Raw genomic sequence first — 25274 nt, 5'->3', positions numbered from 1 at the left:
AGGCTGCAGCGAGCATGGCGGGTTGGGTATGTATGGGAGGTCAAGGAGCAGCCATGATGCATGGCGCGCAGCCCTGATGTACTTTCGAGCGAGATAACAACGCCTCTGGCTGGGTTGACCGCTCTAGTAGTGCTGCGTCTGAAGGGACGACGCAATGGAACAGACACCTGGCGATTCTCCGACCGACGAGTACCAACGTGTCTCTTGTAGACCATATCCAGATCTCGCACCCCTCTCTGGTCCGCGTCGTCCGCTGCGGCAAAGGGTTTGAAGTTACCTTGAGCGATGCCTTCCCTGCAGAATTCCGTGTCTTCGAATTGTGTCCCGCAGCAGAAGTTTGGCCCGGCTACAAAGAAGTCGAAAGCAGCCTTGGCTTGATCGAAGAAGATGGCAGCACTTTTTGGCTATGCGGGACGGGAGGTTCCATGGAGGAGGCCGTGGAAGATGCTTTGATGAAGTTCATCAATTGGGCCGTGCATCCAGCGCATGTCACTGCAAACAACTTCTGCATGCGACCGACGCGTGCTGATGACCTAGGGAAACTCTGAACAACGCACCACAGATATGCGACACTACCCGCCTCATGTAGAGGATCATCTATGCAAATGACGTTCGGTGACGCTGAGGGCCTGGGCAAGCGCAAGCTGCGGCTAGCGGCCTGACGCTCCGTCGCAATCTCAAAACACCGATGTATCCACTTTGATTGGAGGCTTTGCCATGTCCAACGCTCACACTCGCCCACCGCTTTCCCCCATTCACCCGCGAATCGGCGATTGAAAAGGTACGACTTGCCGAAGACGGTTGGAATTCCCGCGATGCCGACAAAGTGTCGCTTGCCTATTCGCTCGATACCCAATGGCGAAACCGTGCCGAGTTCACCAACGGTCGGGAAGAAGCGCGGCAGTTTCTTGCGCGCAAATGGAACAAGGAGCTTGAGTACCGCCTGATCAAGGAACTGTGGGCGTTTACCGAAAACCGCATTGCCGTGCGCTACGCCTACGAATGGCGCGACGATTCAGGCAACTGGTTCCGCTCCTACGGCAACGAGAACTGGGAATTCGGCGCCGATGGCCTGATGGAGCGCCGCTTCTCGTGCATCAACGACATGCCGATCAAGGAAAGCGACCGCAAGTTCCACTGGCCGCTGGGCCGTCGCCCGGACGATCATCCGGGGCTGTCTGATCTGGGTATGTGAGGGGTCTACGCGACTGAGATGCAAGCCCTCGGCGGTGCTTCTGCACGGGGGCTTTTGTCTGGCCCCGGCTGCGTCATTGGCATGCAGGGGGAGGCGGGCAAGGAAACAGGGTCAAGTTCACTCAGAAAGTAAACCTGACTCCGTTTCCGCCCCGTTTCCGTAAGTTGTACCTTATTCGGAGGACGACGCTGTGGCGGCCGCCGTCACCGACCTTCTAAAGGCAAGCAGGCGATCGACCAGCGCGTCCGCGTCATCGCCAACGCCGCTGGCCGCCTCCCACAGGCCCGGCTCCAATCTGGAAGGCTCCCACGTCGCCAACCGCAGCAGATCGTCGGCGAGCATCTGGGTCTCATGCTCGTTCATCGGATGCGCGGCGCGATCGTGCTCCTCGGGCATCGTGATAATGTCGACCGCGCGGTTCATGCAGCCGTCTGTCATTCCCATTGCGCGGGCCCTGGAACTGATGTTGTTTCCATACGCATAAGCGTGTGCCAGGCGCTGGACGGCACTGAGCGCGCAGGTAGTGGCAACACCGGCCAGCGCGGCAATTCCGCTGTACTTTGCAAGTTGGTCTTTCTCGCTGATATAGCCCATGAATGCGACCATGGGTGGAGGAATCGAAGCGATACCAGTGAGAGCGGCGCCGATGCCGGCGGCGGTCGAAACGTGGCCGGCAATCCGTTGCCCCGTCGTTCTGGTCGACGCTCTGTGCACCGGCTGTTGTGGTAGGCCTTGCAACTGTGCATCTATCCGTGCATCGGCATGTCGCGGCTCTGTGGCGCCGAGTTCGATCTCGGCACGACCTCTTTCCAGATCGATCTCTTCTCTTCTCGCCATCGGCGACAAGGACGGTAACACTGCGGGATGCATGAGACACCTCACCATGGATACGACGTCCCCCCAATTTTGAGTAGCACCTCAGTTTGGAGTCCAATTCCCTACCCCAAGGAGATTGGACGTGAAGAAGCGTTTTTCCGAAGAGCAGATCATCGGCTTCCTGCGCGAAGCCGAAGCGGGCATAGCGATCAAGGACTTATGCCGGCGGCATGGCTTCAGTGAGGCCTCGTACTATCTGTGGCGCAGCAAGTTCGGCGGCATGAGCGTGCCCGACGCCAAGCGGCTCAAGGACCTTGAGGCCGAGAACGCGCGGCTAAAGAGGTTGCTGGCCGAGCAGTTGTTCGAGAATGACCTGATCAAGGATGCGTTGCGAAAAAAGTGGTGAGCGCACCGGCGCGTCGTGCGCTGGTGCGCGAGTGGATCGGGCGTGGTGCTAGCGAGCGTCGTGCCTTGGCGGCGATTGGCATGAGCGCCAGCGCGCTGCGCTATTGCCCACGCCAAGACCGCAATGGCGAACTGCGCGAGCGCATTCTTGCGTTGGCGCATCGCCATCGCCGCTACGGCGTGGGGATGATCTATCTCAAGCTGCGACAGGAAGGACGCCTGGTGAACTACAAGCGCGTGGAGCGGTTGTATCGCGAGCAGCAGCTACAAGTGCGGCACCGCAAGCGCAAGAAGGTACCGGTTGGCGAGCGTCAGCCGCTGCTGCGGCCAGCGCAGGCCAACCAGGTGTGGTCGATGGACTTCGTGTTCGACCGCTCCGCCGACGGCCGAGTGATCAAGTGTCTGGTGATCGTGGACGACGCAACGCACGAAGCGGTCGCCATCGAGGTGGAACGCGCGATCTCCGGGCACGGCGTTGCGCGCGTGCTGGATCGGTTGGCACACAGTCGCGGCCTGCCGCAGGTGATCCGCACCGACAACGGCAAGGAGTTTTGCGGCAAAGCGATGGTTGCCTGGGCGCATGACCGGGGTGTGCAGCTACGGCTCATCCAGCCGGGCAAACCAAACCAGAACGCCTACGTCGAATCGTTCAACGGCCGGCTGCGCGACGAATGCCTCAACGAACACTGGTTCCCAACGCTGCTGCATGCACGCAATGAGATCGAACGCTGGCGACGCGAATACAACGAGGACCGACCCAAGAACGCAATTGGCGGCATGACGCCGTCCGCTTATGCCCAACATCTGGCAAACACCGATATCATCAACCCCGGACTCTAAACGCGGCCGCTACTCAGGGCGGGGGGACGTCGGATAGTCGAGACCAATTTTCTCATCGAAACATCGCCGCGCCTCATCGCGCGCCGAAACGCACGCGCTTTCGACGAAGTCGCAAGAACGGAATCAGGTCCATTTAGAATTCAACCTGACCCAGTTTCCTGTGGTCTGATCTGGTATGTATGGTCCCAAACGAAGGGGAGAAAGCTCCAGGCAGTGGTGCCGCACGGTGCTTTTTGTCTGTCCCCGGCCTGCGTCATTTGCACGCAAGGGAAGGTTGAAGGGAAAATTGGGTCAGTGCACTCGATAAGTCAACCTGACCCCATTTCCGCAGCGGTAACGCGCCATCATTGATCGAGTAGCAGCTCAATGGCGTTCTTGAGGCTTGGTGCCAGTTCTGGGAAGCCCTTGTGACACTCTACACTCGCTTCCGAATAGGCCCTGCCAGGAACCTTGTTTTTTAACTGGCCCATCACGTATTTGCCTTTTGCTCCGCGTAATGGACGATGTTGAAGCTCTGCCCATACTTCGGCATTTGTTGGACTACCGCCGGCGGCGTGCAACTCTTCGTTGTGGGCTGCTCGTTGTTTTGAGAATTGATCACTGATGGGTATCGCATTGGCAGTGACTATCTGAACGATCCAGTCGTCGCACACGGCCAGCGACTCTCCCGTAAGCGATGACAGGAAACTGGGGTTGCAGAACTCAGACTCAAGGTCAGACTGGTCGGTGAGCCATAGGCCAACGCCCTCCACTCCATAGCTGTCCACCAACTGGGTCGCCTCGACATCAGTCAAGGAATCGCGGTCGCGGTGAACCAGGACTTTGAACTTGCCACCGAGGGATGTCCTCAACTCTTCCGCCTCAGACCTAGTCAGCAGATGTTTGTAGCCCCGACCTGGAAGGACAGTCACAGACCGCTCGATCTCGGGCCACTGCTGAATGAGTTTTTTCAACAACTCGTTCTTAGCGTCTTCGCTGACGATGATCACCTGCTTTCCAAACGCACCCCAGCCAAGCGCCAGTTCGACAACGGAACGCTCGTCGGATTTGATCTCTCCGTCAGCGAGCCAGACCACATTCGCATCAACCGGTGCGCCTCTCACAATGAAGGGAGAGTGCGTTGACATGACGATCTTAATCTCCTGCGCTCGTGCAATTTCCAACAGACTACCTGCCAGCTTCTCTTGGATCGTTGGATGAAGATGGATATCCGGTTCGTCAATGAGCAGAATTTTAGGCTTGAAGAGCAAGATGTAGCAAAAGATCTGGATCAGTTGCAGAAAGCCTGTCCCAAGCAGCTCCAAGGGCGTTGAACGGCCGTTTAGCTCTGCATGTGCATGTATGTCGAAATCCTTGGACTCGTCGAACACGATTTTTATTTTGATTGGACCAAGAAGCGGCTCCAACCACTCTTCGATCTTGGCGATGTCAGCGGCTGACAGCAGGTTCAGCGCATTGCGCAGATACACGTTTGAATCGCCGAAGGAGCATGCCTTGAGCACCACACGCTTAGAGTTTTTTTGTTCGACGTTCGGGATGCCTGAAATCCCAGGGATGAATCCGCTAAAAAAGACATTCTGACCACGGAATAAGGGGCGAGCTGACTCAGGTAGTTCACCCTGGACGGAGATTCCCGCGTTCCTAGCAGAGCGCATGACGAGTTTCGCAGTCACAATGTTAGGAGGGACGACTCCAGCAACGTCGTCGAGGAACCGAAACTCCACCTTGGAGGACGGGCTGTTACCTTTATTTCCCCAATCTGCGCCGTGGCCTAACTTCCAATACTGATCACTGGGGAGATAGTCTAAATCATTGATACTGACCATTGCCGTCGATCCGGCACGAATTCGATCTACCTGGCGCATCAGGCATGAAGCAAGATGAAGCGCTTGCAAGATTGATGATTTTCCGCTGCCGTTGGACCCCACCAAGATGTTGAGATCTGTAATAGGCAGCTCGATTGCATCGATGCGTTTGAACTTTTCCACCTTAATTGATTCAAGCTTCATGCTTTTAATACCCCTGATTTCAAAACTGAGTTTGAGACAACATGAGCTACTGCGGTCTTTCTAAAAAATATTCAGGTTATTGTTAGTTCAAAGGGAATTTCAAAAAAATGAGGTCAGATTCACTTACGAAGTTCCTCTGCACCCAGGGAACTGGCTGCAACCTAGGAAGTTCTGGCCGGTGCGCCGGTTTGTCCTCTGCACAAGCCCGCTGCCGCAGCGTGGGCAGCCTGGATTGACGAGATTTGCAGAAGTAGAAGAATCAGGTGAAGCAAAGACGGGCTCAATGCGCGCGGATATCGCCATCGGCTGCGCTGTGGCTTGCTGCTGTACTACTTGGATCATGTTCAACAACTGTTCGCCGCCGATCAATTCGATTGGCTTGCCTTCGGCAAAGCGCTCGGCGTCTTTCGTGTAAGTGCCGATGCAGGCGATCTTGACCGCGTGGGCCTGGTGATGGGCCAGCAGGCCGTACATTTCGCGCACGACGCTGACGCCAACCTGCTGACGCTTCCATTGTTTGCATTGCACCAGTGTGCGGCGGCCGTCCTTGCGCAGAATCAGGTCGATGCCGCCGTCTGCACCGCCCAGGCCGGTTTCTTCGACGCTATAGCCTTGGCGGCGAAATGCTTCGCCTACCAATCGTTCGAATTGGCGCCAGCCGCCAGCGGCCAGGCTCTCCAGGGTGGTACGTGTGTCCAGAAAGCGTTGCCGGCTGCGTGAGCCCAGATAGGAGCACAGCGCGGCGAGCCAGCAGATGCCGAGCAGCATCCACGCCAATGGCGCGAACGCCCCACTCGCCTGTTGGGCAAACCCTTGGGACAGCATCCCGCCATGGTGGGAGAACCACCAGCCGATGCCGTAGCGCACCCCAAGGTACCCAACGATTCCCGCAACAAGGCCGAGCGGCCACGGCAACGCAGCCAACGCTTCAAACCCACTTTGCTTCTTTCTGCGTCCCATGCAAGAACCCCCGTTCCAGGTTCGAACATAACCGCTTAAACGCGCGTTGTCAGCAAGGGGACGATGCCATTGCGACCGGCACCCCATCAAATGTTGAGGATCGGGCAGTTCAGCACAGAAGGCTTGCACGAGCTTCAACGTTTGAGTTCGCTAGCGCCACGTCGGCAGCCGCAAGCCGACTCTTGAACGGGTGAGGGTTGCGCGCGGATTGTTTTCGGATACGGCGATCAACATGACCAGATGCAATGCGGGCTAGTTGTCGCCAACTTGGCCATTGCTACGACGAGCGGAGTCTTTGGATCGTCGGTGGAGGCAGGCTTGAAGGTTTTCTGCCTTGAGATCAAGCGGGCAACATTCAGTTGCGGCAATTCGTTCCATCCAACCCCTTCCCTTGAAGGGGAAGGGGTTGCCGGCCTGGAGTGATAGGCGAATACTTCGCCAAATCATCTCACTGCCGAAATCAGTTTGGTGGTGCAATCGTATAATCAGGCTGCTCGCGGAAGAACTGAGCTGTAGATGTATAAAACATCATGTTCAGATTATCGTATTGACCTTTAACGATCCCATGCATCACTCCCGATGGGCTCACCACCGGTCCGCCGGAATCGCCTGGGCCTGTCAGGCCGCCGAAGTCCGGGGTGGCGGCATGCAGTCCTTGGAGTCCTGGGTCGGGAAAATTTGCAGGAATGCGCGCATCGGTCCAGTCGCACAACACGTCGGTGCTCATGCCGCTTGTGCAGAAGCGGTCAGTCGGAGGAGCGGGCGTGTGGCCATTGACCGCAATCGTATCGAGCCCGCCAGCGCGCGACCGATAAAGGATTGCCCGCGAGAGCAGGACCTTGCCTACCGCACGCGGCTCGTAGGTCGAAACGATTGTGCAGTGAATTCCCGTTGATGGCGCTTCGCAGTGCCGGTAGTTATGCAGCACCGGTTCCACGCGAATCAATTCGAGATCTGAAACGCTCGATTTCCATGAGACATAGCCAAGATCTGCCCCATCTACGGACACTGTGCTGTTGTAGTCACCACAGTGACCTGCAGTCAGAACGAACCGGACCGCTCTCCGATAGGGCGTCAAGTTAGCAAGAACGCCTGTCTGCTTGAGCACAAGACCGGCAGTGCAGCGGTTACCCAGGCTCATCGTCAGCACCGTACCGCCGACCACTGGCTGCCGGAGTCTGGCCTGATCGATAGCAAGCGCCGAGGCAGAGGCAAGGAACGCCAGGACACCAACGGCGATCAAAGAGCCGCGACGTGCACGTCCCATTTTCTTTTGAGACGTATCTGGACGCGCGAAGTAAATATTAATCATCTTTTCCTACGAGGTTATGGTGAAACAACTCAAGACATCGTAATTCCTCGGCAATTAACTATTTTTTTAGGGACGAAGCGCCACCGCAGCAAACGAAGTAGATCGCTGCCGCGCTTTTGCGTGCAGCTGCGCATTGACCAAATCCGGAACTGCGCAAGATTTCAACATGCAGCTTGATCGGCTTCAGCGGTTGAGCAAGCCGTGCATCACAACAAGACCAGATTCGATGACGCAGTCGCCGTCACAAAGAGGCTGACCCTGGGGATCCTTGATCGCATGACCGAGCAGGCTTAAGCCACTCGGCCACACAACGCGCGTCCTCGCCAGGGGACGGGGACACGCAATTCCACTTACTTGATTTCCACCGCCCCCACATCGCACACCGCGGTATCACGCGCAACACCACGCTGGTCGATCGTGCGGCAGTTGCTGCCGAGATTGCGCACCGGGCTATTGGCCGCCGGCAATTGGGTAAGCGTGGGTCCGCCATTGGCGGCGGGTGCGCCCAGCAGCGGGTCGGTGGCGCGTGCCAGGCCGGTGGTGAGGCAGCTATGGAACAAGCCGCCCGCAGCGGAGTACTCGATCAGGTTGTTGCCGGTGCTGCTCTGGTCGCTGCAGAAGGTACGCTCGGTCTTGGAGTAGAAGACGCTGTTGCGGATGTCGAAGCCGCTGCCGAACAACGTGGACCCGGGAGTGTTCTCGGCGAAGGTGACGTTGTTGAAGCGCACCGTGGTCTTGCCCTGGTCGCCATTGGACGGCTGCCAGCCTACATGCTGGATCGCCGCGCCCACACCTTTTGCGTAGTTGCCGTAGAAGGTGCTGTTGCTGACATTGCAGGACGGGCCGTAGCAGTCCATGTACAAGGCACCGGCATTGCTCTTTTCGGCGCGGTTGGAAATGAAGCTGGTTTCTTCGATGTTGATGATGCCCGGCGTGGTGATGGTGGTGCCGGAGTGCGTGGTGTCGCCGAAGCCCAGGCTGATGCGCGCACCGCCGGCCGGGCCGCCATAGGCGATGTTGTTGGCGAAGGTGGAGTAGCGCACGTCGATGGTGTCGGGCGCATACGCCCACAATGTGGCGCCGCCGCCGCTGTTGGCCGCGGTGTTGTTGCGCAGCACCACCGTGCCGCACACCGAGAGCGTTGCGCCACCGGCAGCGGCGTTGAGGTAGCCGGCGAGCGAGGCGCCGTCGGTGTCGATCGCGCCGCTGTTGCCGAACTGGTCGGCATCCGGGAAGCCGGCCGGCGCATTGATGGCCTGGTTACCGACAAATTCGGAATTGACGATGGTCAGACGGCTGAGCTGAGTGTAGAGCGCGCCGCCCAGCCAGGAGGTGTTCTTGGAAAACGCGCTCTTGACGATGGTCACGTCGGTATCGCTGCCGGCAAAGATGGCACCGCCACCGATGCTGCTGCGGTTGCCCAGGAACTGGCTGTTGATCACTTCCAGCTTGCCGCGGTAGCTGACCTTGATCGCGCCACCGCCCCAGGTGCCGGGCGCGTACTGTGTATTGGACGCCGGCTGCACGGAGCTGCCGTTCTGCAGTTTGAGATTGCGCACCGACAGCGCATTGCCGTTCTGCACCTGGAAGATGCGCGCGGCCTGGCGGCCATCCAGGGTGATCTTGCCCTGACCATCGATCACCGTTGGCGTGCTGGCGCTGATGTTGATGGTCTGGTTGACGGCGATGCTGGCTGCACGGGTGCCGCAGTTGAAGGTGACATAGCCACCTTGCGCCACCGCAGTGGCGAGAGCGCTGGCGGTACAACTGGCGGCCGTGCCGTTGCCGACCACCACGCCGGCATTGGAGTGCGCCCACGGCTGCGGCGTGGTGCATTGCGCCACCGATGGCACGGCGGCGATGGCCGCACTGGTGGTGACCAGCGCAAGAAGCCCCGCCGTCACGACGGTGGCGTGAAGTGTTGAACGCATGGTGATGTTCCTGCTTGAGAAAGGGATCGAAGGAGAGCCGGTTGCACGTACGCAACGTCAACGGATTTGATGACAGATGTATTGCAAGCCGCAGCGTCGCGATCGAGGCGTGGCATGCGGCGCGATCACACGCATCGCGCTTCCAACCTAAGTTCCATCACACCACGCGTCGATGCGGCGCCATCGCGCGGGCGCACATCGCTTCGCGCATGCCGACTACGGCCACTGCAGCGATCGACCGATGCTGCACTGCTGCATGCAACTGCCACGCTGCATGCAGTGCGTCGCCGCATCGCGCGTTACCATGCTGCACTCTCGATCCCGTTGCGATCCCGGCGATGCCCGATGCACCCCGTACCTACGATGGCACGCCGGCCAGCCGCTTCCAGCTGCCTGCCGGCCCGTGGGTCTCGGTCTTCGAGGCGCTGTGCGCGTGTTTTCCGGCGATCGCGGCCGAGCGTTGGCGCGACCGCTTCGCACGCGGCCTGGTGCGCGATGCCAACGACCAGGCCCTGGCGTTGTCGGCACCGTATCGCGTGGGTGCGGACATCCGCTATTTCCGCGAGGTCGCCGATGAGCCGGTGATTCCTTATGTCGAGACCGTGGTGTATGCCGACGCGCAGTTGGTGGTGGCCTGCAAGCCGCACTTCTTGCCGGTGGCACCCGCCGGTGCATACGTGCGCGAGACGCTGCTGACGCGACTGGTGCGGCGGCTGGACAATCCGGCGCTGGTGCCATTGCACCGCATCGATCGCGAAACCGCGGGGCTGGTGCTGTTCTCGGCCAACCCTGCCACGCGCGGGATCTATCAGGCCTTGTTTCGGCAACGCCGCATCCGCAAGCACTACCTGGCGGTGGCACCACCGCTGCCACAGCTGAGATTTCCGCATGTGCACCGCAGCCTGTTGGAGCCGGGCGAGCCGTTCTTCCGCATGCGCGAGGGCGTGGGCGAGCCGAACAGCGAGACGGTGATCGAGGTGGTCGCACGCAACGCAGACACCTGGACGTATCGGCTGGAGCCGGTGACCGGGCGCAAGCATCAACTGCGTGTGCACATGGCCGCGCTGGGCGCGCCGATCCTGCACGAGCGGTTTTATCCCGAGCTGGAAGCCCAGCGGCCCGATGACCCGGAACGCCCGCTGCAGCTGTTCGCGCATACATTGGCGTTCGATGACCCGCTGACCGGTGAGCCACGGAGTTTTAGAGCGAAGGTCGGGCCGAACAGTTAGGGAAACTCTGAACAACTCCCCTTGATCCTGCGACAATCACACAGACGCAACGGGACAACGACGATGCAACTGACCTTCGGCGATGCGGAGTACAACGGCAAGCGCAAGCGGACGCGGCGTGAGGTGTTCTTGGCCGAGATGGACCAGGTCGTGCCGTGGAAGGATCTGCTGGCACTGATCGAACCGCACTACCCGAAGTCGGGGCAGCCGGGGCGACAGCCGTATCGGCTGGAGACGATGCTGCGCATCCACTTTTTGCAGCAGTGGTACGCACTGAGCGATCCATCGGCGGAAGAAGCACTGTACGACACGGTGTCGATGCGCCGTTTTGCGAAGATCGGCGGGCTGGATGAGGTGCCGGATGAAACGACGATTCTCAACTTCCGGCATTTGCTGGAGCGGCATGATTTGGCGCGCAAGCTGTTCAACCGGGTCAACGCGCACCTGTCGCGTAAAGGGCAGAGTCTGCGGGGCGGGACGATCGTGGATGCCACGATCATTGCGGCGCCAAGTTCGACCAAGAACAAGGATGGCGAGCGCGATCCGGACATGCACCAGACCAAGAAGGGCAACCAGTACTTCTTCGGGATGAAGGCGCACATCGGGGTGGACGATGAGTCGGGCCTGGTGCACCACGTGGAATGCACGGCGGCCAACGCAGCGGACATCACGCAGGCGCACAAGCTGCTGCACGGCAAGGAAGACACTGTGAGCGGCGACAGCGGCTACACCGGGCTGGACAAGCGCGATGAGATGAAGGGCAAGCGCACGCTGCGCTACCTGATCGCGGAGAAGCCCTCGAAGCTGAAGCAGATCAAGAATAAGCGCGAACTGAAGTTGGCCAAGCGCTGGGAGCACACCAAAGCCAGCCTGCGTGCGAAGGTGGAACACCCGTTTCGGGTGATCAAGCGTCAGTTTGGTTACGTCAAGGTGCGCTATCGCGGTTTGGCGAAGAACACCGCACAGGTGCTGACGCTGTTTGCACTATCGAATCTGTGGCTGACGCGCAAAGCGTTAATGCCTGCTGCGGGGAAGCTGTGCCTGTAATCCAGGCAACACCCCGCAAACGTGCCGAAACCGGCAAAAAATCGGCGATTTGAGCGCCCTCAGCGCGGCGGATGCGGTTGCTTCGTTTTCCGGTCGCGTTGATCAGACCATCCTTAGGAACAGAGCAACCAGCACTGCCCCTGTGGATTACTTCAGTTCTTTCTCGAACTCGGCAACGAATTTGGTCAGTGAGGTTCCGCATGCATTACAGAAGTCTCGCAACTGAAGCAGATCCATCCGGCGACTGCCTCGCTCAACGTCACTTACATACGACTGCGGGCGCTCCAACGCATTGCTCAAGGCGACCTGCGTTAAACCGGCGGAAAGGCGAAGTTCGCGCAATTGTTGCAGCAGGATGTCGTAATGATCTTTGTGGATCGACTTGATTGGCATGGCGGCGAGGTTGGTAGGCCGCACTGAAGCTATATCCCCTTTTCAAATATCTGAAAAAGGGATAAATTCAGGCTGCGGATATCCCGTCCGTTTCCGTCGAGGATGGGGGGCATGACGACTTCGAAAACACGCAAGACGCCTACGCCAGAGGCCACGCTGCAAACGCAGGAAGAACACTTCACCTTTGGGGTCACCGTCGAGCAGATCGACCAGTTCCACACGCTGTTGCGCACGATCACCGCGCAGAGCGACATGGTGGCGGTGTGCAGCGGCAAGCCGCTGGACGCCAACAGTCTGTCAGTCCTGGGCGAGAGCATCTTCAATGCCGCCCGCGCGGTGCGCGGTGTGGTCGATGAGATTTACGAACAGCGGCTCGGCGGCGACGGTCCGGCCGATGCGGCCGAAGCGTGCGTGCAGCGCGGCCGCATCGCCTGACTGGGCGCCGCGTGCAACAGCGTCAGCGCACCTTAGACAATACCGCCGCACTCGGCTGTGGTTCGAACATCGGCACGGTCTGCTGCGTGGCCGCGGTGCCCTTGGCGTCCCACACCAGGGTTTCGGTGGGGTGGTCGTCCTTGCGGCTCATCGTGTCGATCTGTTTGGCGATGACGGTGGATCCGGCTTTCACTTCCGGGGTCCAGGCGAGCACGCACAGGCGGCCGTAGAACACGGTCGGCGCTGCGGCATCCAGGCGGCGGTCGGGGCACATCACCAGGCCGCGTTCCAGCATCACGCGCAGCGCGCCAACCGGTACGGCCCTAACGGTGGGTGTGGTGCGTTCGGTGCTATGGCCGGGGGCAGACAGTGGCCGAGCGAGTGAGCATGTCTTCGACCACTTGGCGGTCGGACTGCGCCAGCGCCGGCAGCGCCGCGGCGGACAGGGCAAACACGGCGAGAGCGGATTTCCGGGGCATCTGACAACTCCTCATGAGGTGAGACTCCAACGCTGCAGCCCATTGGTACCCAGACTGCTGGCAGTGACGCGCCCGGGATCCTGGCAACCGTTGCGTTAACGCTGCGAAGGCGTGCGGGCGGCGCAAAAGCATGCAAGTCACGCTCTGGCCCGCCGCATACATCCCGCTGCCGGGCGTGCTGTGCCGTGGTGCGTAACACAATGGCCGCTAACGCCTTCAGCGGCTGTCAGGAGTCTCCCGATTGAGCGGCAGCAGTGCCCCGGTTAGCGTGCGCGCACGTACTCAGCTGGAATACTCCATGGAACGCGCCGACCTCATCGCAGCAGTGCTTACCGGCATGCGGCGCGCCGAAGATTTCCGCGCGCAGGCCTTGATCTACAGCACCGCGCACAGCCAGCAGATGGAGGTCGACCACGGCAAGGCCGCCGATGCCGAGCTGTTGCTGTCGCTATTTGCGTTCACTCCCGAGCACCTCAAATTGCTGGGCACTGCAGGTATCGAAAACCTGGGCGAAATCGTCTGCCACGCGTGGGCGTTGAACGGCGGCAACAACGAGGCGCTGATCGGCTGGTTCCGCAAACCCATGAATGCCCTCGATGGCCAGACCCCTTCCGCGATGGTGCGCAGCGGCAGTCTCCAGGTGTTGCTGTTGGTGTTGCGGCAACAACTGGAATGGGAACTGCCGCGCTCTGTCTGATGACCGACCGAGAACGCCAACCTTGGCCATGTGGCGTGTCAGTGAAGTGCGTAGGTCTCGATATGCGTTGCACGTGCTTAGTGCTACGTGCAACGCGATGATTCCAGGCGCCTACCGCTTCGGTCGCGCCACTGCGTACATGTCTGCGGCGATCTTTTTCATCAGCGCGTCGTTGTCATCGCCCTAGACGTAGAGACCGAAGTGGCTGCGGCCTTCCAGGTAGCGGAAGTCGCTCTTGGCGCCCAGGCCATCCAGCACCGCCTGTAATTCATGCGCCGCACCATCCAGGTAGAACGTGTCGGCGGTGCCGACGATCACATGGATCTTGCCGTCCAGATCCGGCTTGAGTGTGGGCCACTGTGCGGCCACGCGCGGAGCAGGTTAAGTGGAATCCGGGCCCGACCTAGCCCCACCACTCACCGATACGGTCCCGGCCCGCGCCAGACCGGTTCGCCCTGGCGGTAGACCTCCATCATGTTGATGACCTCGCGGGCATCGCCGATGGACTTCAACTCCGGCGAATCCGGCGGCAGCAGGCGGCATTTGCTGGAGCCGCGTTTGAGGGCAACATCCAGCGGGCAGATCATGCGTTGCTGGGTGCCGGGCAGGATGATGGCGATTTCCTGCATGCCCTGTTCTTTCCAGGCACGCAGCTGGGTTTCGCTGCGCACCTCGTAATAGACCTGGAAGCCGCCGATATCCATGCTGGGCTGGGCGTTATTGCGGTCGTTGCGGCGGCCCTGGCTGATGGTGGGGGTATTGGCCATGCCGTCTTCGGCGCCGTCGGCAGGTTCTTCGAGCATGCCCGGTGGGCGACCGGTCCAGGTTTCCGGGCGGCTCTGGGTAGATGCCGCAGGCGGGGCCGGCGGTTGCGGCGGGGTGGGCCGTTGCTGGCGACGGAGCTGGCGGCGCTCGGCCAGGCTGCCGGGCGCAGTGCTGCCTTGCGGCGGCACCGGGTTCTTGGCTTGCTGCACCAACGTGGACTGCACCGGCGAGGCAGCCGGTGGCGGCTGCACCGGCGTGGGTGTCGGCGTCGGTGGCACAGGGGTGGGCGAGGGCACCGGCTGATCGGGCTGCGAGGTGTCGCCGACGAAATCCACCTTGATGCGTCCACCGCTGGCCGAGCCTTGCGGCGGAGTCATGGTGGGAGTGGAGGCCGACAGCAAAATCAGCGCCATCAGCACGTGCAGCAGCGCGCTGGTCAGCGCGGCAATCCACGGTTCGATGCGTTCGATCAGCGGTTCGGTGCGTGGCAGCCAGTCGCTGGCATCCAGATGGACGTGCAGCACCTGCAGGGCGTCGTCGCGCACGCGGTAGACCAGCACGTACGGAGTTTGCTTGACCACCCACTCGCGGGTACCGGCTACGCGTCCAGCGCGGCCGCGGCCGGGTTGTTCGGCCAAGGTGCGGGTTGCGTCCAGCACCTGCCGCGCCATCGCGGCGGCAGCGGTTGGGTTGAGCGCGTGGTAGTGATCCTGGGCGTGTGCAAGCTGCGTGGCGGCCGGGACGGTCCAGTCACGCCGTAACATCAACGCCCCATCTGGCGAACAGTGCGCTCACCTGTGCCGGCGCCGTCAACGCGCCCTGATCTGCCGCGGCAATGCCGTCCTGCACCGCGGCCTGGAAGCTGGCATCGGCCACCACGCGAACCATGTCGCCCCATCCGGCCGTCTCGGGCAGCGTGTCGATCAGCGTATGGGCGTATTGCTTGATGGCGGACATGGCACTGCGGTGGGGAGCACTGCGCGCAAGTCTACCCGCGCAGCTGCTGTTCGCGTGTGGCAACCGCCGCCGTGCGCTCGCGGCGTTCACCGGGCGGGCGGCGAGCGCATCCGCTGCCGCGGTCTCGGTGGCGCATCGCCATTTCGCAGGGTCGGTGCCATGCGACCGCCTGCAACGCTGCCGCCTGCAGAAAGTGACACTTGGCACCTTGTTCGCGTCCGTGGCTGGTTTCATTCTGCGTCTGTCGCTTCACCTCACCCGCAAAGGACTCGCCATGCCAGCTGCTGCCCTCGCACCACTAACGCCGTATCTCTCAATGGCTGCCATCGGCTACTTCTACTACGGCGCATCCGGCGCAGCTTCGGCCGGCAGCAGTGGAAGCCGGTGCCTACGGCGGTGCGCAGCGTGGTGCTGCTGATCGCGGTGGCAGCGCTGGCGTTCGCGGTCTACGGGTTGCCACAGGTGCGGGTGGGCATTGCCGCCGGCACACTGGTCGGCATCGGGCTGGGCGCGCTGTCGCTGCGCTATACGCATGCCGAACGGGTGGATGGCCAGGGCTGGTACACGCCCAATCCGTGGATCGGCGGCGGCCTGATGCTGGTGTTGCTAGGGCGTCTGGCCTGGCGCTGGGCCGACGGCGCGTTCAATGCGGGCGCAGCGGGGGCCGGTTCGCAGGCCAGCCCATTGACCCTGGGAATTGCTGCGGCACTGGTGCTGTATTCGTTGGTGCACGTGGGTGGGCTGTGGTGGCGCCTGCGCCAGTTGCGCCTGCAGGCCTAACCCATACCGGGCGCTTTAGACCTGCGAGCGAAACGGGCGCACCAGCATCTCGCCCAGCTTCTGCCGCAGCGGCCGTGCGCGCCAACGCTCCAGCGTGTAACGCTCGGCCTGCTGCAGATCGCGCTCGAAGGCCGCGGTCATCTGTGCGGCCAGCGCGCGGTCGTAAACATTCAAACTGGCTTCGTCGTTGAGCCGGAACGAGCGGATGTCGAAGTTGGTGGAGCCCACCGACACCAGCAAGCCATCGATGATCAGCAACTTGGTGTGCAGCATGGTGGGCAGGTATTCGTGGATGTCGATGCCGGCCTGCAGCAGCGGCTCCCAACTGGCTTTGGACGCCAGCCGCACCGAAATCGCATCGATATGCTTGCCCGGTAGCAGCACGCGAATGTTGACGCCGCGGCTGCGGGCTTCCAGCAGCGAGCGGGTGATCAACGCATCGGGAACGAAATACGCCGCTGCCAGGTCGATCGAGGTACGCGCGGCGGCAATGGCGATCAAATACATCAAATGCATGCTTTCGCTGCCGCCCGAGGGTGAGGCCACGAACAGCTGCGCGTCGCTGTCGCCTGCCGGTGCCAGTTCGGGGTAGTAGTCGGTGCCATTGAGCACGCGGCCGGTGGTCTTGATCCAGTTGTCGTTGAAGGCGGTTTGCACCTGCGCCACCACCGGGCCTTCGATGCGGTAATGCGAATCGCGCCAGTGCTCCGGGTCCTGCGCATTGCCCATCCATTGGTCGGCCACACCCACACCGCCGGTGAAGCCAACGCGGCCATCGATCACCAGCAGCTTGCGGTGGGTGCGGTTGTTGACGCGGTGCAGGTTGTACCAGGTCAGCGGACGGTAGCGATGCACTTCCACGCCAGCCTCGGTCATGGCCTCGACCAGCGCCGGGTCCATCTTCAGGCTGCCGCCCCAATCGATGGTAACGCGCACCTTGACCCCGGCACGCGCACGCTCGGACAGCGCCTCACTGACCTCGCGGCCGATCTCGCCGGACCAATAAATATAGGTTTCGAACGTAATGGTGCGCTGCGCGCCGCGGATGGCCGCCAGCATCGCCGGAAAGATCTCGCGCCCGTTATGCAGCACCTCGATCTTGTTGCCGGGCAGAATGGTCGGGCCCAGCAACACCGACATCTCGCGTTTGAACTGCGGGTCGGCGACGTCGTAGCAATGACTCGGAATGTGCTGCAACTTCTTCTCGGGCGTGGCGAAGTTGAGCGCCAGCAGACCCACCACCAACGTGCTGATGACCGTGGCCACGATGATCCATGTCATGCATCCAACTCCCGTTCCCGTGCCACCGCGGCCTCAAGCGGCCGGCATTCTGGCAAGGGTGACGGCATGGGGGTTGTGAAAGGTCGAACGGCGAGGCGCGCTGCAGTGCGCTGCTATTGTTCACGGCATGAGCAAGCCCGCCGCGATTCGCTGCAAGGCCACGTTGCTGGAGCCGGCAGCGCCTGCCGGTGCGGATTGGCTGTTGCTGTCATTGCCTGCAGCCGCGAGCGCTAAGTTGCCGAACCGCAGCATGGTGAGCGTCACCGGCATGTTTGCCGGGCATCGGCTGCAGACAACCTTGCAGCCAGACGGGCAGGGTGGGCATTGGCTCAAGGTCGACAAAGCGCTGCGGCAGGCTGCCGGCGTGTCCGCCGACCAGACGGTGGCGCTGGAGATTGAGCCAGTTGCCGAAGAGCCCGAGCCGCTGGTGCCGGACGATCTGCATGCGGCGCTGGCAGCGCATCCGGCCGCGCGTGCGAGCTGGGACGACATCACTGCCATGGCGCGGCGCGACTGGATCTTCTGAGTTGTGTCTGGCAAAAAAGCACAGACGCGTGGCCAACGCATCGCCACTGCGTGCGACATGCTGGCGTCCGGCAAACGCCGTGCGTGCTGCTTCGATCGTTCCGGGATGTACCGTAAATCGCTTGCGGCACCCACGCCGAAAGCGGGCTGAAGCGACCGGCGTGGTGTTTGATTTGCCGCTGTATATGCGCCGAAATGCTTACATGCGTCACACAAGCGCGCACCTATACTCCGGGCTGTCCCACCGCAGAGGTTCTGACCGCATGAGCGCACCCCCATCGTCTCCGATCGCCGCCGGTTCTGGCACAGCTTCCGGTAGCCTTCGCCGCTCGGTGTCCAACACGCTCAAGGGCTCGGCCGGTAACCTGGTCGAGTGGTACGACGTTTACGTCTATTCGGTGTTCGCCACCTACTTCGAGTCGCAGTTCTTTTCCAAGGAAGACAAGAACGCCACCATGTTCGTGTGGGCGATCTTTGCGATGACGTTCTTGATGCGGCCGATTGGTGCGTGGTATTTCGGCCGCTTCGCCGACCGTTACGGCCGCCGCCTGGCGTTGACCATTTCGGTGTCGATGATGGCGCTGTGCTCGTTCGTCATTGCCATCACGCCGACCGTGGCGACGATCGGCATCGCTGCGCCGATCATTTTGTTGATGGCGCGCCTGCTGCAGGGCTTTGCCACCGGTGGCGAATACGGCACCAGCGCCACGTACATGTCTGAAGCGGCGATTCCCGGCCGGCGCGGCTTCCTGTCGTCGTTCCATTACGTAACGCTGGTAGGCGGCCATGTGCTGGCGCAGACCACCTTGCTGATCATGTTGCATTTCTTCGATGCGCCGCAGGTCTCCGAATGGGGCTGGCGCGTGGCGTTCGGTCTGGGCGGCATTGGCGCGTTGGTGGTGTTCTGGTTGCGCCGCACGATGGACGAGTCGCTGAGCTCCGAATCCATCGCTGATTCGCGTACCGGCAAGGCCAAGGCGTCCGGCTCGATGCGCGAATTGTTCGTCAATCAGTGGCGCCCGTTGCTGCTGTGCTTCCTGATTACCGCCGGCGGCACGATTGCGTTCTACACCTATTCGGTGACCGGGCCGAAGATGATCCAGACCGCGTTCGCCGGTGGCGACGTGATGGCCGGCACCATCATCAATCTGGTGGCGCTGACCGTGCTGATGTTGATGCAGCCCATCGGTGGATGGTTGTCCGACATCGTGGGGCGCAAGACCTTGCTGGTGTTCTTCGGCATCGGCGGCGTGCTCTACACCTGGTTCCTGGTGATGGAACTGCCCAAGCAGACCGATTGGCTGACCGCATTCGCGATCCTCACCGTGGGCTTTGTGATCCTGACCGGCTACACCTCGATCAATGCGGTGGTGAAGGCGGAATTGTTCCCCATCCATGTGCGCGCGCTGGGCGTTGGTCTTGGCTATGCGTTGGCCAATTCGGCATTTGGCGGAACCGCGCCGTTGCTGTATCAGGCCTCGTTGAAGACCGGCCACGTGACCGAGTTCGTGATCTATGCAACTGCGGTGATTGCAGTGTCGTTGGTGGTCTACATGTTCTTCCTGACCAACAAGGGCAGCAATTGGCTGGACGACGAAGCGGCGATGCATCAGCGCAAGCGGTGAACTTTTGCTCTTCTCCCATCGGGAGAAGGTGCCCCGTAGGGGCGGATGAGGGTATGCGCGAAGCCTCGTGTAGTTGAGTCGTGTAGTGGCTTCGCCCCATACCCTCACCCCAACCCATCTCCCGAGGGGAGAGGGGCTAACGGCGGCCGTGTATCGGCGTTCCCATGGGGATACGGCGCCTTTTGCGCAAACACGCTGTAACGCAGCCCAATCAAACCCAACAACGCCTCATCACGATGCGCGCCCGCCGGCACGTTACCCACACGCGTCAGTGACGCATCCAGTCGATCACGTAGCGCATCCGGCCCAGGCAATGGCCGCTTCTGCGCAACCTGCTGCCGGTAGTGCGCAGCCACCTCGCGCAGAATCGCGTCTACCGCATCGCGGCTCGACAAAGGCAAACCGTGCCGCGCGCTGCGTAGCTGCAGAATGTTCAAGCCCACGCGGACTTCGTTGAGCATATCTACCGGCGCCAGGTCGCTGCCTTCCGGTGTCAACGCCAGCCGTGGTGCAAGCAAGCCGAGCAGATCCAGCATGCGTGCGGCAAATTGCTGGCGATCCTGCGCGCCGTGTCCATCGGCGGCATCTGCCAGCGTGCGCCAGCCCTGTCGCACAAGGCGGCGTGCGCTCCATTCGGCACCCACCGAGCGGAACAGACGCGTCAACACCACTGCAAACCCAATCCCCAGCACCATCGCTATCGCGGCATTGACGAAGCTCTGCAGGTTGGCGCTATAGGTGTTCTGCAGGCTCAGCAGCGCAGTGAGGTTCACCACCAGCGGCAGTGCGATCAGCATGCTCTTGGGCCGATGCAGCAGCGCGCCCAATGGCAGGAACCCCGCCGCCAGCACCAACACCAGCATCGGGAAATCGTGGATGGCCGGGAAGATGCCGAACAGATAGATGCCGGCGACGACGCTGGCCACCACTGCCCAGATCAGGAACGACAGCATGCTGGGCGCGGGGTCGTCCTGCGCGGCGAAAAACGCAGCAGTGACTGCGGCCATCATCGCGCCGTTGCCACCGCCCTCCCAACCGATGCCGATCCACAACACGCAATACGCCATCAGCGCGAAACCGGCGCTCAGTGCGGAAAACGCGGCCATGCCGAAATCAGTGTGGCGCAGTGTGCGTGCAGGCGCAGATACATCAGACACCTGTGGCCAGGGCCAACGCGATTGCTGCGGCGACGCGTCGGACGTTGAGGAAGGCAGCTCAACATCGTGCTGCGTTGCGTCCAACTGCACAGGCGAGCGTGCAGGCGCAGCTTTGCCGCGCCACCAACCCAGGCGCTGCAGCAGCGACACAGCGATTGCAGAACGCGGAGGTGCATTGTCCGATGTGTCCTCGGTCTGCATGGATGCCGCACCTGTCGTAGACGGCATTGCACGCAGCTCAACCGGGGCGGTGCCCTGCACCAGCGCCTGTTGCAGCGCGCGGCAGTCTTGCCACAGGTCGAGCAGCTCTTGCAGGCGCAGCAGCAGACTATTCAGCAGCAGATGATCAATCGCCTGGTCCACCACCGGGCGCAAGCCGTCGATGCGGGCACGCACTGCATCAGCCTTGGCATCAGCATCAGCATCACTGGCGTCGTCTTCCTGATCCACCCACGCAGCAACATCCTCCAGCAATGCCGCAAGCGCCGACGCATGCGCCGCACCATCGCGCTGCAAGGCATCCAGGCGGTCGGCAATCGACGACAGCACTGGCAGCAGCATCAGCATGCGCGTGCGTAATTGCTCCAGCGTGGGAGCGGCGCCGGCATGGCGTGGGTCGTCGTGGCGCACGAAGGCGATCAAGGCTTCGAACTGCACCAGATCGGCCGCCAGCCGATTGCGTGGCGCCTGCGATGGGCCGCGCTGCAGCACCTGGCGGCACCACTGCGCGGCGTCCTGCATCCAGTTGCCGATCCGCGCGGTGAGCATCGGCTTGACTGAAGCCGGAAACAACAGCGACGCAAACAGCACTGCCATCACCGTGCCCAGGATGATCTCTTCGCTACGTGCCACCACCGTATCGAAGATGCCTTCGGGTGTGTTCACCGCCGGAAAGCCGATGAAGGCGGTGGTGTAGCCGGCCAGCAGAAACGCATAGCCACGCGGGCCGCGATTGAGCAAGGCCAGGAACAGGCATACCGAAAGCCACAACGCCATCGCCGCGCTCAGCAGCAAGGGCGCTTCCAACAGATTCGGCAGCATCACCAAGGTCGCCACGCCGGCCAGCAAGGTGCCGAGCACGCGGTACACGCCCTTGGCGCGGGTGGGGCCGAGCAGCGGTTGCGACACGATGTAGACCGTGGCCATCGCCCAGTACGGCCGCGACAGATTGCCCGCCAGCGCGACATACAACGCCGCGATCGAGGCGGCGAAGGTCTTGACTGAAAACAGCCAGGCCTGGCGATCACGCAGTAACGTGCTCATCGCGCAGCCGTGGCAGCCGTGCCTTCCCAGCCGCCGCCCAGCGCCAGAAATAGCTGGATCTGATCCTGCGACACCTGCGCCTGTGCATTGGCCAGCGTCATGTCAGCGGTGGCCAGGGTGCGCTCGGCATCCAGGCTGGACAGGTACGGCGTGCGCCCGCCTTGATACAAGCGCCGGTTTTGCGATGACGCCAACTCGGCCTGCTGCTGCGCCTGTTCCAGCAGATGCAGGCGGTCCATGTCCTGCGCATAGCGCGACAGCGTGGTCTGCACTTCGCGCAGGGCCTGCAGCACGGTGTTGTCGAATTGCGCCAGCGCAGCATCGGCGCCAGCTTCGGTAGCGCGCACGCGTGCATGCGCACCGCTGGAGGGCAGCGTCCAGGAGATCAGCGGGCCGAACGACCACGCATGCGTGGCCGGCTCGCCGAAGTCCGCCAGCAGGCCGGTGGCGCCGATCGAACCACCCAGGCGGATATCCGGATACAACTCGGCCGTGGCCACGCCGATGCGCGCAGTGGCGGCTGCGAGCCGGCGCTCGGCCTGGCGCACATCCGGGCGGCGCGCCAACAGCGCGCGGCCATCGCCGATGGGAATCGGTTGCTGCACTGCAGGCGCGTGCGCGCAGCTGTCCACACCGGTCGGTACCTCGCCGGGCGTCTTGCCCAGCAGCGCGGCCAATTGGTAACCGGCGGCCTGGCGGCGCGCGCGCAACGGCGGCAGCGACGCTTCCAGCATCGCCACCTGCGCGGTGGCGCGCGCCAGATCGGGCGGCGTGCCGCGGCCGGCAGCGATCAGGCGTTGGGTGATCTCGCGGCTGTGCTGCTGCAATTGCAGCGAATGCTCGGCCACCTGCAGCTCATGGTTGGCGTTGCAAATTTCCACATAACTGCCGGCCACCTGCGCGGCCACGCTGACGCGCGCCAGATCGATCGCCGCCTGCGCCACCTGGGTATCGGCATGCGCGGCCTCGGCGCCGCGTTGCAGCTTGCCGAATAGATCGAACTGATACGACACACCGAACTTGCCATCGGCCAGGTTGAACACCGGCAGCTTTTCTTCCTGCAAAAACGCTTCGGCCGAGACCTGTGCGCGGCTGACGCCGGCCTCCACCTCGTAATCGAAGCCGCCGGCATCCATGGCCTGCTCGTAGACCGCAGCGGCGCGGCGCAGGTTGGCGCCAGCGACCTTGAGCTCAACGTTGTCGCGCAGTGCTTGCTCGATCAGGCCATCCAGCATCGGATCCTGATACAGCGCCCACCAGCGCGCCGGCAGCGCCGCGCCGGGTTGTACCTGGTCGTTGCCGGTATCAAGGAACGCAGCATTAGCGGCCGGCCGCTGGTAGGCCGACTCCGCCGGCACGGCGTAGTTAGGGCCGACCGTGCTGCAGGCACTTAGCGTGGTCAGCAGTGCGGCCAATCCCAGCGGACGAAGCACAGTGCGGTTCATGGTGCCGCCTTGGCCTGCGCACGGGCAGGCGCGGCGGCCGGGGTTGCGTTGGCCGTGTCGGGCAGGATGCTTACCGTGGCGGTGCGCCCGGCGATCAAGTGCACATGCGCCGGCACCTGATTCAGTGCGATGCGCACCGGGATGCGCTGCGCCAGCCGCACCCAATCGAACGCCGGGGTGACATTGGGCAATGCGCCAGCGCTGCCGCTGCGGTAGCGGTCTTCGATACCGGCGGCGATGCTCTGCACATGTCCGTGCAGCGTGACCGGCTCGCCCATCAGCTGCACGTCCACGCGCTGGCCGGGGTGCACGCCCTGCAGGCGGGTTTCTTCGAAATAGCCGTCGACACGGAACGAACCGGTGTCCAACACCGCCACCACCGGGCGCCCGGCAGTGACGTAATCGCCCACGCGCACGGTGCGGTCGCTGACATGGCCATCGGCTGGGCTGCGCACTTGAGTGCGGTCCAGGTTGAGCTGGGCCAGGTCTACCGCCGATTGCGCGGTGGCCACCGCCGCCTGCGCCTTTTGCACATTGGAGCGGCGCACTTCGGCATCTTCGGCGGCGACCAGATCCTGCAGGCTGCGATCGCGCGCAATCTCGCGGCGCAACTGGGTCAACGTGGCCTGGCGCTCGGCCAATGCGGCGCGCGCCTGTTCCAGGGCAATCGCGTAGCGCGCGCGGTCCACCACGAACAGCAACTGCCCGCGCGTGACCGGCTGGTTGTCTGCCACCGCCACCGACTCCACCAACCCGGAGACATCCGGCGCCACCTGCACCAGATCGGCGCCCACGTGCGCATCGCGCGTCCACGGCGCCTGCATGTAATAGCGCCACAGGTGCTGCAACACCAACGCGGCCACCACCACCATTGCCAGGGTCAGCAGTGCCGGCCCCGCGGTCTTGATCAGCTTTTTCACGATTGCATCCAACGGGTAAGGAAAAAAAGGCCGCCCAGCAGCGCGATGTACAGCGCAAGGTTGAACAGCGCCGGGTGCCAGATGTAGCGATACGCACCGGCGCGGGTCAGCAGCGCGGCAACCGTGCTGTTGAGCAGGTAGGCCAGCGTCATCAACGCCAGCAAGGTGGGCACGAACACACCGTAGAGACTGAATTCGCCGTACATCGGGCACATCCTGGGGAAAGAAACAGCAACGCCCGGCGCAGCGCGCCAGGGCATCGAACAGGTCACAACGGGCGTCGCACCCGACGCCGACAGCCGACTCAGTCGGCCTGGCTCAGCCGCGCATGCGCCTGCGCGATCTGCTCCCACAAGGTCAGCACCACCTGCACGTCGGCATCGCTGAGCGTGCCGAACACCTCGGCGCGCAGCGCATCCAGGCGGATCTCGATACGGCCGGCCAGCGCCTGGCCTTCCTCGGTGAGCCACAGCTGGTTGGCACGGCGGTCGCTGCTGTCGGCTTCGCGGCGCAGCAGGCCCTGGCCTGCCAATTTGTCCAGCAAACGCACCAGTGAGGGGCCTTCCATGCCCAGTTGCTGGGCCAGCGCCACCTGGCGGATGCCGCCACCGGAGCGGCCGATCATCAGCAACGGGCCGGTGCAGGCGCTGGACAGGCTGAATGTGGCAAATGCCTGGTCGGCCAGCCGTTGCCATTGGCGGGCAGCGACCAGCAGGCCGGAGCTGAGCTGGGCGCGTGGAGAAAGAGGAGCTTTCATAATAGATAGTATGCTATCAATTCATAAATGAATCAACAATCAATGAATATT

General features: G+C 62.3%; 21 protein-coding genes and 5 pseudogenes. 10 read left to right on the top strand and 16 right to left on the bottom strand.

Annotated elements, in window-relative coordinates; all coding sequences use genetic code 11:
* Positions 1–197 precede the first annotated feature (197 nt).
* The gene (locus KWO_RS21790) at positions 198–548 is read left to right on the top strand and encodes a hypothetical protein (RefSeq protein WP_010376500.1); all 351 of its coding nucleotides are present in this window, start codon (positions 198–200) and stop codon (positions 546–548) included.
* A 169-nt stretch (positions 549–717) separates the two neighbouring features.
* Positions 718–1195: pseudogene (locus KWO_RS21785) on the top strand (nuclear transport factor 2 family protein).
* Between the two features lie 171 nt (positions 1196–1366).
* Here the strand turns inward: KWO_RS21785 and xopAV are convergent.
* Positions 1367–2065 (bottom strand): type III secretion system effector XopAV, encoded by a 699-nt coding sequence (gene xopAV, locus KWO_RS23220; RefSeq protein ID WP_227479785.1) that lies wholly within the window; start codon positions 2063–2065, stop codon positions 1367–1369.
* 88 nt (positions 2066–2153) lie between these two features.
* Here xopAV and KWO_RS21775 point away from each other — a divergent pair.
* Positions 2154–3256 (top strand): IS3 family transposase gene (locus KWO_RS21775; RefSeq protein ID WP_100243780.1). Its coding sequence is split into 2 segments (ribosomal slippage): positions 2154–2412 and positions 2412–3256, totalling 1104 coding nucleotides; the frame shifts between segments, so codons are not numbered across the junction.
* A gap of 344 nt (positions 3257–3600) precedes the next feature.
* On the opposite strand, the gene KWO_RS21770 is transcribed toward KWO_RS21775, so the two are convergent.
* From KWO_RS21770 to KWO_RS21755, 4 genes are all read right to left on the bottom strand, one after another.
* Positions 3601–5265: an ATP-dependent nuclease gene (locus tag KWO_RS21770; protein ID WP_010375098.1), complete on the bottom strand. Its 1665-nt coding sequence runs from the start codon at positions 5263–5265 to the stop codon at positions 3601–3603.
* A gap of 123 nt (positions 5266–5388) precedes the next feature.
* Positions 5389–6225 carry a restriction endonuclease gene (locus KWO_RS21765; RefSeq protein WP_017112441.1) on the bottom strand — a complete coding sequence of 279 codons (837 nt, stop codon included), beginning with the start codon at positions 6223–6225 and terminating at the stop codon, positions 5389–5391.
* A gap of 460 nt (positions 6226–6685) precedes the next feature.
* Entirely contained in the window at positions 6686–7537 is an 852-nt protein-coding gene (locus KWO_RS21760) for a chymotrypsin family serine protease (protein WP_010375100.1), read from the bottom strand.
* Between the two features lie 350 nt (positions 7538–7887).
* On the bottom strand, positions 7888–9441 hold the full coding sequence (locus tag KWO_RS21755; protein ID WP_017112443.1) for a choice-of-anchor Q domain-containing protein: 1554 nt from the start codon (positions 9439–9441) through the stop codon (positions 7888–7890).
* Positions 9442–9806: 365 nt separating this feature from the next.
* Between KWO_RS21755 and KWO_RS21750 the strand changes: the two genes are divergently transcribed.
* Both KWO_RS21750 and KWO_RS21745 read left to right on the top strand, forming a co-directional pair.
* A complete protein-coding gene (locus tag KWO_RS21750; protein WP_010375104.1) occupies positions 9807–10697 on the top strand; it encodes a pseudouridine synthase in 891 nt (296 codons plus the stop codon).
* 63 nt (positions 10698–10760) lie between these two features.
* Complete coding sequence (locus KWO_RS21745) at positions 10761–11744, top strand: IS5 family transposase (protein ID WP_017113471.1); 984 nt, start codon at positions 10761–10763, stop codon at positions 11742–11744.
* A gap of 147 nt (positions 11745–11891) precedes the next feature.
* On the opposite strand, the gene KWO_RS21740 is transcribed toward KWO_RS21745, so the two are convergent.
* Complete coding sequence (locus tag KWO_RS21740) at positions 11892–12137, bottom strand: helix-turn-helix domain-containing protein (RefSeq protein WP_017112444.1); 246 nt, start codon at positions 12135–12137, stop codon at positions 11892–11894.
* A gap of 111 nt (positions 12138–12248) precedes the next feature.
* On the opposite strand from KWO_RS21740, the gene KWO_RS21735 reads away from it, so the two are divergent.
* On the top strand, positions 12249–12572 hold the full coding sequence (locus tag KWO_RS21735) for a hypothetical protein (RefSeq protein ID WP_010381297.1): 324 nt from the start codon (positions 12249–12251) through the stop codon (positions 12570–12572).
* A gap of 22 nt (positions 12573–12594) precedes the next feature.
* Here KWO_RS21735 and KWO_RS21730 read toward each other — a convergent pair.
* Positions 12595–13027, bottom strand: a pseudogene (locus KWO_RS21730) (hypothetical protein).
* 322 nt (positions 13028–13349) lie between these two features.
* Here KWO_RS21730 and KWO_RS21725 point away from each other — a divergent pair.
* Positions 13350–13748: a DUF2384 domain-containing protein gene (locus KWO_RS21725; protein ID WP_026112240.1), complete on the top strand. Its 399-nt coding sequence runs from the start codon at positions 13350–13352 to the stop codon at positions 13746–13748.
* A 111-nt stretch (positions 13749–13859) separates the two neighbouring features.
* Here KWO_RS21725 and KWO_RS21720 read toward each other — a convergent pair.
* The 3 genes and pseudogenes from KWO_RS21720 to KWO_RS21710 all read right to left on the bottom strand — a co-directional run.
* Positions 13860–14120, bottom strand: a pseudogene (locus KWO_RS21720) (enterochelin esterase); the annotation flags it as partial.
* 44 nt (positions 14121–14164) lie between these two features.
* Positions 14165–15277 carry a type II toxin-antitoxin system RelE/ParE family toxin gene (locus KWO_RS21715; RefSeq protein ID WP_010381281.1) on the bottom strand — a complete coding sequence of 371 codons (1113 nt, stop codon included), beginning with the start codon at positions 15275–15277 and terminating at the stop codon, positions 14165–14167.
* Entirely contained in the window at positions 15264–15470 is a 207-nt protein-coding gene (locus KWO_RS21710; RefSeq protein WP_010381276.1) for a hypothetical protein, read from the bottom strand. Before KWO_RS21710 ends, KWO_RS21715 begins: the two co-directional genes overlap by 14 nt.
* Before the next feature lie 274 nt (positions 15471–15744).
* On the opposite strand from KWO_RS21710, the pseudogene KWO_RS21705 reads away from it, so the two are divergent.
* Positions 15745–16250: pseudogene (locus KWO_RS21705) on the top strand (CcdC protein domain-containing protein).
* Positions 16251–16265: 15 nt separating this feature from the next.
* On the opposite strand, the gene KWO_RS21700 reads toward KWO_RS21705, so the two are convergent.
* A complete protein-coding gene (locus KWO_RS21700) occupies positions 16266–17531 on the bottom strand; it encodes a phospholipase D-like domain-containing protein (protein ID WP_010364293.1) in 1266 nt (421 codons plus the stop codon).
* A 127-nt stretch (positions 17532–17658) separates the two neighbouring features.
* On the opposite strand from KWO_RS21700, the pseudogene KWO_RS21695 reads away from it, so the two are divergent.
* Together KWO_RS21695 and KWO_RS21690 are read left to right on the top strand one after the other, a co-directional pair.
* Positions 17659–18207, top strand: a pseudogene (locus KWO_RS21695) (YdeI/OmpD-associated family protein).
* A gap of 112 nt (positions 18208–18319) precedes the next feature.
* On the top strand, positions 18320–19681 hold the full coding sequence (locus KWO_RS21690) for an MFS transporter (RefSeq protein ID WP_010364289.1): 1362 nt from the start codon (positions 18320–18322) through the stop codon (positions 19679–19681).
* Between the two features lie 104 nt (positions 19682–19785).
* Here KWO_RS21690 and KWO_RS21685 read toward each other — a convergent pair whose 3' ends face one another.
* The 5 genes from KWO_RS21685 to KWO_RS21665 form a co-directional block, all read right to left on the bottom strand.
* Positions 19786–22101: an FUSC family protein gene (locus tag KWO_RS21685; protein WP_010381268.1), complete on the bottom strand. Its 2316-nt coding sequence runs from the start codon at positions 22099–22101 to the stop codon at positions 19786–19788.
* On the bottom strand, positions 22098–23546 hold the full coding sequence (locus KWO_RS21680; protein ID WP_017113433.1) for an efflux transporter outer membrane subunit: 1449 nt from the start codon (positions 23544–23546) through the stop codon (positions 22098–22100). The genes KWO_RS21685 and KWO_RS21680 overlap by 4 nt, the downstream gene beginning before the upstream one ends.
* Complete coding sequence (locus KWO_RS21675; protein WP_010381263.1) at positions 23543–24466, bottom strand: efflux RND transporter periplasmic adaptor subunit; 924 nt, start codon at positions 24464–24466, stop codon at positions 23543–23545. Before KWO_RS21675 ends, KWO_RS21680 begins: the two co-directional genes overlap by 4 nt.
* Entirely contained in the window at positions 24463–24681 is a 219-nt protein-coding gene (locus KWO_RS21670; RefSeq protein ID WP_017114550.1) for a DUF1656 domain-containing protein, read from the bottom strand. Before KWO_RS21670 ends, KWO_RS21675 begins: the two co-directional genes overlap by 4 nt.
* Positions 24682–24770: 89 nt before the next feature.
* Positions 24771–25223 carry a MarR family winged helix-turn-helix transcriptional regulator gene (locus tag KWO_RS21665; RefSeq protein WP_010381260.1) on the bottom strand — a complete coding sequence of 151 codons (453 nt, stop codon included), beginning with the start codon at positions 25221–25223 and terminating at the stop codon, positions 24771–24773.
* Positions 25224–25274: the final 51 nt, after the last annotated feature.

This window comes from Xanthomonas vasicola pv. musacearum NCPPB 4379 (assembly GCF_000277895.2).
Taxonomy (GTDB): domain Bacteria; phylum Pseudomonadota; class Gammaproteobacteria; order Xanthomonadales; family Xanthomonadaceae; genus Xanthomonas; species Xanthomonas vasicola.
Note: the sequence above shows the minus strand (reverse complement) of the source record. Positions and strands in the feature narration are given on the sequence as shown.